The following is a 6,545-nucleotide window of genomic DNA, read 5'->3' on the forward strand; positions in this document are numbered from 1 at the left end:
ATCCCGCCGCTCCGCCTGAGCGGGAGGAGAAAAGTAGAAGCGGTCTCCAGCCATAGGCCGGGCGCCGCTTCGCTGTACCCGGCCTACGAATATCCCGCGGCTGGTCGAAACGCTGGTCTCTTCCCCGTCACACCCGGCGCCGGTCCATGTCGGATACCTGACATGATCCCGACAGACCACAGGCCCCGCGTAGTCAACATGACATTGAGAAGTTACACGCTTCGCCATAACCTACTGAAAAGTATAAAAGTTTTAAGTCTGAGCCAACTGGCCCCATTCTTGCTGACCTTCTCTCGCAGAGCCTCCGGGACGTCTTTGGCTGTACGGGAAGGATTGGACCATGAATGTAATCTCGCTGGACAGTATCTTCGGCTTGGGCGAAATGAAGTCCCAGCCGGCGCCCGAAGCCTCGGGTTGTACTACATCCAGTTGCGGCTCTTCCGATGGCCCTTCGGACATGGCTCCCGAGGTGTGGGAGAAGGTCAAGAACCATCCCTGCTACAGCGAAGAGGCTCACCACTACTACGCCCGCATGCATGCCGCGGTGGCCCCGGCCTGCAACATCCAGTGCAACTACTGTAATCGCAAGTACGACTGCGCCAACGAAAGCCGTCCCGGCGTCGTCAGCGAGAAGCTGACCGCCGAACAGGCCGTCCGCAAGGTCCTCGCGGTCGCCGCCGAAATTCCGCAGCTTTCCGTGGTCGGCATCGCCGGCCCCGGCGACAGCTTGGCTGCCGGCGCCAAGCAGACGATCCAGACCTTCGAGCAGCTCTCCCAACTGGCTCCCGACATCAAGCTCTGCCTCTCGACCAACGGTCTGGCGCTGCCCGACTACGTCGATCGCCTGAAGGGCCTGAACATCGACCACGTCACGATCACCATCAACATGGTCGATCCGGAAGTCGGCCAGCACATCTATCCCTGGATCTTCCATGACCACAAGCGCTGGACCGGGATCGAGGCGTCACGCATCCTGCACGAACGCCAGATGCTCGGCCTGGAAATGCTGCGCGACGCCGGCATCCTGGCGAAGATCAACTCGGTCATGATCCCCGGCATCAACGACGAGCACCTGCTCGACGTCAACCGCGAGGTCAAGGCGCGCGGCGCGTTCCTGCACAACATCATGCCGCTGATCTCCGACGCGGCGCATGGCACCCATTTCGGCCTGACCGGCCAGCGCGGACCGACCGCGAAGGAGTTGAAGGCGCTTCAGGACAAGTGCGAAGGCGACATGAAGCTGATGCGGCACTGCCGCCAGTGCCGCGCCGACGCCGTGGGCCTGCTGGGCGAGGACCGGGGGGACGAGTTCACCGCCGAGAAGGTCATGCAGATGGACGTGGACCTCGACGGCGGCGGCTTCACCAAGCGCGAGACCTACCGCGAGCATGTCGAGGCCGAGCGGGCGCTGCGCCACGAGTCCAAGGCCGCCGCCATCGCCGAGGTCGCCCATATGGCCGGCGAGAAGCCGATCCTGATCGCCGTCGCCACCAAGGGCGGCGAGCGCATCAACGAACACTTCGGCCACGCCAAGGAATTCCAGATCTACGAAGTCGACGCCAAGGGCGCCAAGTTCGTCGGTCACCGGCGCGTCGATCTGTATTGCGAAGGCGGATCGGGCGACGAGGACGGATTGGGCACCATCATCCAGGCGATCAACGACTGCGTCGCGGTCTTCGTCGCCAAGATCGGCGGCTGCCCTAGCAAGTCGCTGGAAGAAGCCGGGATCGATCCGGTGGACCGCTTCGCCTTCGAATACATTGAGGAATCGGCCCTGGCCTATTACGCGGACTATTCGGCGCAACTGAGTTCCGGATCGATCGTCGAGAAGACCGGCGCCGACGCTGTGATCCGCCAGGGCGCCTATACCGCCAAGCGAGCCTGACACCGGCCGATAAACCCATATCGCCATATGCTGCGGTAATTCACCACCTTGGCGAGACACCCCGGTGGGGCGAAAGTCACTTCAACACAACAAGCGAAGCCGGCTGCGAGGCCGGTACGAACAGGAGAAAAACCATGGCTCTCAAGATCCTCAAGAACGACTGCACCGTTTGCGGCGCCTGCGAAGCGGAATGCCCCAACGAGGCGATCAGCTTCAAGAAGGGCACCTATGTCATCGATCCGGTCAAGTGCACCGAGTGCCAGGGGCAGTTCGACGCCCCGCAATGCGCCGCCGTTTGCCCTGCCGACTGCTGCGTCGCGGCCTGATCCGGCTGAAGCGGGAGTCTCCATCCACCTCCATACCATCCACCGCATACCACTTGCCGCCATGCCCTGACCGGATGAGGGCGTGGCGGGTGATACCGGGTGATTCCAGGCATTTCAGAGCGGGACGGGAGTCTTCGAGAGTGACGCTGCCCGATACGACGTCCAAGGACCAGATGACGCTTGAACGGACTTCGTCCGGTCGTGCGCCTTCCCCTGGGCTCGCCCCGGCAGGCATGGACTCCGATATCGACGATGCCTGGCTGTCCAGGCGCTACTACGGCGGCGACTTGCCTGCCGAAGCCGAACGGCAGCTTCATCTGGCCGGACGGCACTACTGCGACGATGCGCTGGCCGAAGCCCATCTGGCGAGAGCGGCCGAGATCGCGCCGGGACACCGGGCGGTCGATCTCGGCCACTACAAATACTTCCTCTACAAGGCGCGCCTGCCGCAGGCGCTGGTCTGCGCATACCGGATGCTGGAGCATGCCTCCGCCGGCCTTGGGCTGAACCACACCGATTGGAAGCAGGTGACGCGCGGTCACGCCGATTTCGACTCGCTCGATCCGGCTCCGCGCTTCTTCCTCTTCACCGTCAAGGCGCTGGGCTACCTGCATGTGCGCCTCGGACGCCATGCCGAAGGCCGCGTCATCCTGGAAAAGGTGCTCGAACTCGACATGGCGGACAGGATCGGCGTCCGGCCCCTGCTGGCGGTGCTCGACCGGTGGGAGCGGGACGGGGAGGATGACGAATCATGACGAATGCTGACATGGACGAGGCCCTGGACTGGCTCGGCCGGTCGGTCGACTGCAAGGCCTGCCGCTATGCCGACCGGTTGGCAGACGGCAAATGCCAGCCCCTGAAGGCCTGCGTCCACGACCGCTATGCCAAGCGCATCCAGCGTTTCTTTCAGTGAAACGAGGATCTGGCGGTCGAAAACCTCGACCACCCCTATTTCGAGGTCCGCGCCATTGCGGTGCGTCACGCTCCGCTTTTCCACCTGCCGCGCCTGATGGACGACATCGACGAAACGGTCCGCAGCAGCGTCGCCCGCCGTCTGCCCCGCCGGCTCCTGCTCAAGATGCGGAACGACCACGACCGGGAAGTCCGGATCTCGGTCGCTTCCCGCCTGGAAGACGGCGACCTCGCTCCCATGATGCGGGATGCCGATTACTCGGTCCGGCTGCGGGTCGCCCGCCGCGTGCCGGAAGGCATGCTGCCCGCCATGATGCGCGACGAGGATCCGGAGGTTCGGTTGGAGGTGGCGCGCCGGATCGGGCTCGACTGGCTCGCCAGCATGGCGTGGGACGACAGCCAGCGGGTCCGGCTCCATGTCGCGCAGCGGCTGTGCCCCGAAAAGCTGATCGCCATGGTCGAGGACGGCGACTGGTGCGTCCGCTACGTCGTCGCCAGCCGGATCGCCTTGGAATACCTCGACCCCCTGACCGAGGACCCGGTGGACGAAGTGCGCGAGATCGCACTCAGCCGCCGCGCCGGGCTGCTCGTCCAGGACGACATGACGTGAACGCGATCCCTTCACCCATCCCCGGTTCCCCCTCATCCGTTTGCGGAGACACGCGCCATGGCCAACCGTAATCCCCATGATTCGAACGAGCTGCTGGAACCGCCGGTCTACGAAGTCGGGCAGAAGGTCCGCAGCATCCAGAACGTCCGCAACGACGGGACATATCCGGGACCGGCGGTCGGCGAGGTGCTGATCCCGGAAGGCGCCGTCGGCTACGTCATCAGCATCGGCTCCTACCTTCAGATGTATCACATCTACAGCGTCGATTTCTTCGAGCAGCGCCGGGTGATCGGCATGCGCGCGAAGGAGCTGGAGATGGTCGATGCCTATGCCAACGCACCCCAGAACTCATCCCCCACCCAGCCCCGCGGAGCGCAGTCATGACCGATCAGAAGACCGCAGACATCGTCGTTCCCGGCGTTCCCGTTCCGGATGAGGCTTCGGAAATCGTCGTCGCCGGGTCGCCCGCTCCAGGCGGTTTCATCCCCCCGCGTGAACCGAAATACGAGTGGGGCATCGCGGTCAGGTCCGTGACCGACCTGCTGAACGACGGCAGCCATCCGGAAAGCCCGGAAGGCAGCCTGCTGATCCTCAAGGACGCGATCGGCGAGATCGTCCGCGTCGGCTACGCCCCGGAAGCCAACAACCTGCCGGTCTATCTGGTCGAGTTTCCCGGCGGCAAGCTGGTCGGCTGCCTGGAGGAGGAGATCGCCCCGGTCCTGGGTGTCCGCAGCGCCGCTCCCGGCCGCATGTAGGCGGAAGCTTCCGGCGGTTCGGGGCCGGTGACGAGTGCCTGTATGCCTAATGACCGTGTGCGTAGTGACCGTCTGATGCGAGGTGCGCCATGATTTATCTGGACAACAACGCGACGACCCGGCCGGCTCCGGAGGTCGTGGCAGCCATGATCCCCTATCTGGCCGATCTCTACGCCAATCCGTCCAGCGCCCACGGCGCCGGGATGGCGGTCAAGCAGGCGCTCGGCCAGGCGCGCGGCAGCGTGGCCGGCTTGATCGGCGCCAAGCCTGCCGAGATCACCTTCACCGCCAGCGCCACCGAGGCAAACCACCTTGCCATCCTCGGCACGCTCCGGTCCCGGCCGGACCGGCGCCATGTCGTGACGACAGCCGTCGAACATCCCTCGACGCTGGCGCTTTTCCGGGAACTCGCATCCCAGGGCTATCACGTCACCGTCCTGCCGGTCGATGCCGACGGCCGGATCCGGCGCTGCGAACTGGCCTCGGTCGTGTCCAGCGACACGGCGATGGTTTCCGTCATGTGGGCCAACAACGAGACCGGGGTGCTGATGCCGGTCCGGGAGGCGGCGGAAGTCGCCCGGTCGCGCGGCGCCGCCTTCCACACCGACGCCGTGCAGGCGGTCGGCCGGCTGGAAATCGACCTGCGCGACCTCCCCATCGACCTGCTGACGTTCTCCGGACACAAGCTTCACGGCCCCAAGGGGATCGGCGTGTTGTTCGCCCGCAAGGGCTTCGTGCTGACGCCGATGATCCTCGGCCATCAGGAGCGCCGGCTGCGCGGCGGCACCGAGAACGTGCCCGCCATCGTCGGGCTCGGTGCCGCCGCCGTTCTGGCGCGGGATGCGCTGGCCTCTGGCTCCGGCGCCGCCGTCGCGGCCCTGCGCGACCGGCTGGAGGCCGGCGTCCTGGCCCGGCTGCCGGGCGCCCGGATCAACGGCGGCGGTGCCGCCCGCATTCCGAACACCTCGAACATCGCCTTCATCGGCCGCGGCGGCTTTCCCATGGAAGGCGAGGCGCTGCTGATGAAGCTGGATCAGGCGGGCATTCAGGTCAGCATGGGGGCCGCCTGCGCCGCCGGCGGCATGGACCCCAGCCATGTGCTTCTCGCCCTCGGGCTGAGCGAGGCGCAAGCGGCGGCAAGCCTGCGCTTCTCGCTGAGCCGCTACAGCACCGAGGGCGATATCGATGCCGTTCTCGATGCCCTTCCGGGCATCGCCGCGCGTCTGGCGGCATGACCTGCCGCCTGTACCGCTGACGTTTAGTGACCTTTGATGACCTCTGGAGAGTTTTTATGAAAGTCATGCTTCGCAAGGCCGACGGAAAGTACATGATCTACGTCGCCAAGAAGGACCTGGAGACGACGGTCGTGTCGTCCGACAAGCCGGCATGCTGGGGTGGCAAGATCACCCTGGAAAACGGCTGGGTCCTTGAGATGCCGGACCTGCCGGAAGACACCCGGCTGCCGCTGACCGTCGAAGCCCGCAAGCTGGAGGGCTGAGGCATGGCCCTTTCCATCACCGGCATCGACAGCATCACCGCCGAGGCGACCGAACTCTATGCGGCGGGGACCAAGCGGGATGCCGTCGTCAAGGCGCTCAAGCAGAAGTACCAGGGGTTGACCATCACCGGCTGCTCCGAGAACGACCTGACCGACGAGCCTTACCGCGAAGAGCCGGCCTATCTGCTCTATCTGGTCGACAGCAAGGACCATTGCTGGAAGATGACCCGCGAGCCGGCGAACGCCACCGGCATCGTGATCGCCGAGCGCGAGGAAGCGGCATGACCCATGCCGCCCCCGACGAGGTCGAGGAAGCTGCCGGCGGCGATGCCGAAGGCGAGTTCGAGCAAGAGGACATTGCGCTGACCCAGCCCGACATCGGCAATGCCGAGATTCGGGTGATCGAGCGCATCCTGAATACCGCTAGTCTCAACGACGGGCGGCTGACGGAAGCGTTCGAGGAAGCGTTCGCGGCCTATGTCGGGCGGCGGCATGCCATAGCCGTCACCAGCGGCACCATGGCGATGGTGCTGGCGCTCCGGGCCTACGGCTTCGGACC

11 protein-coding genes are annotated in these 6,545 nt (G+C 65.3%); all 11 read left to right on the plus strand.

Annotated elements, in window-relative coordinates:
* Window positions 1-340: 340 nt before the first annotated feature.
* Window positions 341-1,885 carry a nitrogenase cofactor biosynthesis protein NifB gene (gene nifB / locus AC5JJ6_RS28480; RefSeq protein WP_496045295.1) on the plus strand — a complete coding sequence of 515 codons (1,545 nt, stop codon included), beginning with the start codon at window positions 341-343 and terminating at the stop codon, window positions 1,883-1,885.
* Between the two features lie 134 nt (window positions 1,886-2,019).
* On the plus strand, window positions 2,020-2,211 hold the full coding sequence (locus AC5JJ6_RS28485) for a 4Fe-4S dicluster domain-containing protein (protein WP_044431850.1): 192 nt from the start codon (window positions 2,020-2,022) through the stop codon (window positions 2,209-2,211).
* Window positions 2,212-2,351: 140 nt separating this feature from the next.
* Window positions 2,352-2,966 carry a hypothetical protein gene (locus tag AC5JJ6_RS28490; RefSeq protein WP_496045296.1) on the plus strand — a complete coding sequence of 205 codons (615 nt, stop codon included), beginning with the start codon at window positions 2,352-2,354 and terminating at the stop codon, window positions 2,964-2,966.
* Window positions 2,963-3,124 carry a 4Fe4S-binding leucine-rich repeat protein gene (locus AC5JJ6_RS28495; protein ID WP_496045297.1) on the plus strand — a complete coding sequence of 54 codons (162 nt, stop codon included), beginning with the start codon at window positions 2,963-2,965 and terminating at the stop codon, window positions 3,122-3,124. The genes AC5JJ6_RS28490 and AC5JJ6_RS28495 overlap by 4 nt, the downstream gene beginning before the upstream one ends.
* 60 nt (window positions 3,125-3,184) lie before the next feature.
* On the plus strand, window positions 3,185-3,733 hold the full coding sequence (locus AC5JJ6_RS28500; protein WP_496045298.1) for a 4Fe4S-binding leucine-rich repeat protein: 549 nt from the start codon (window positions 3,185-3,187) through the stop codon (window positions 3,731-3,733).
* Between the two features lie 57 nt (window positions 3,734-3,790).
* Entirely contained in the window at window positions 3,791-4,117 is a 327-nt protein-coding gene (locus tag AC5JJ6_RS28505) for a nitrogen fixation protein NifZ (RefSeq protein ID WP_044431853.1), read from the plus strand.
* Window positions 4,114-4,488, plus strand: coding sequence for a nitrogen fixation protein NifZ (locus tag AC5JJ6_RS28510; RefSeq protein WP_496045299.1), 375 nt, complete (start codon window positions 4,114-4,116; stop codon window positions 4,486-4,488). The genes AC5JJ6_RS28505 and AC5JJ6_RS28510 overlap by 4 nt, the downstream gene beginning before the upstream one ends.
* Before the next feature lie 89 nt (window positions 4,489-4,577).
* Window positions 4,578-5,723: a cysteine desulfurase family protein gene (locus AC5JJ6_RS28515; RefSeq protein WP_496045300.1), complete on the plus strand. Its 1,146-nt coding sequence runs from the start codon at window positions 4,578-4,580 to the stop codon at window positions 5,721-5,723.
* A gap of 56 nt (window positions 5,724-5,779) precedes the next feature.
* Window positions 5,780-5,986: a putative nitrogen fixation protein NifT gene (gene nifT / locus AC5JJ6_RS28520; protein ID WP_496045301.1), complete on the plus strand. Its 207-nt coding sequence runs from the start codon at window positions 5,780-5,782 to the stop codon at window positions 5,984-5,986.
* Between the two features lie 3 nt (window positions 5,987-5,989).
* Entirely contained in the window at window positions 5,990-6,271 is a 282-nt protein-coding gene (locus tag AC5JJ6_RS28525; protein WP_044431857.1) for a DUF6129 family protein, read from the plus strand.
* Window positions 6,268-6,545: DegT/DnrJ/EryC1/StrS family aminotransferase (locus tag AC5JJ6_RS28530; RefSeq protein WP_496045302.1), on the plus strand; the 278-nt coding region annotated here is incomplete at its 3' end. The genes AC5JJ6_RS28525 and AC5JJ6_RS28530, both read left to right, overlap by 4 nt.

The sequence above is a fragment of the Skermanella sp. genome (genome assembly GCF_059503625.1).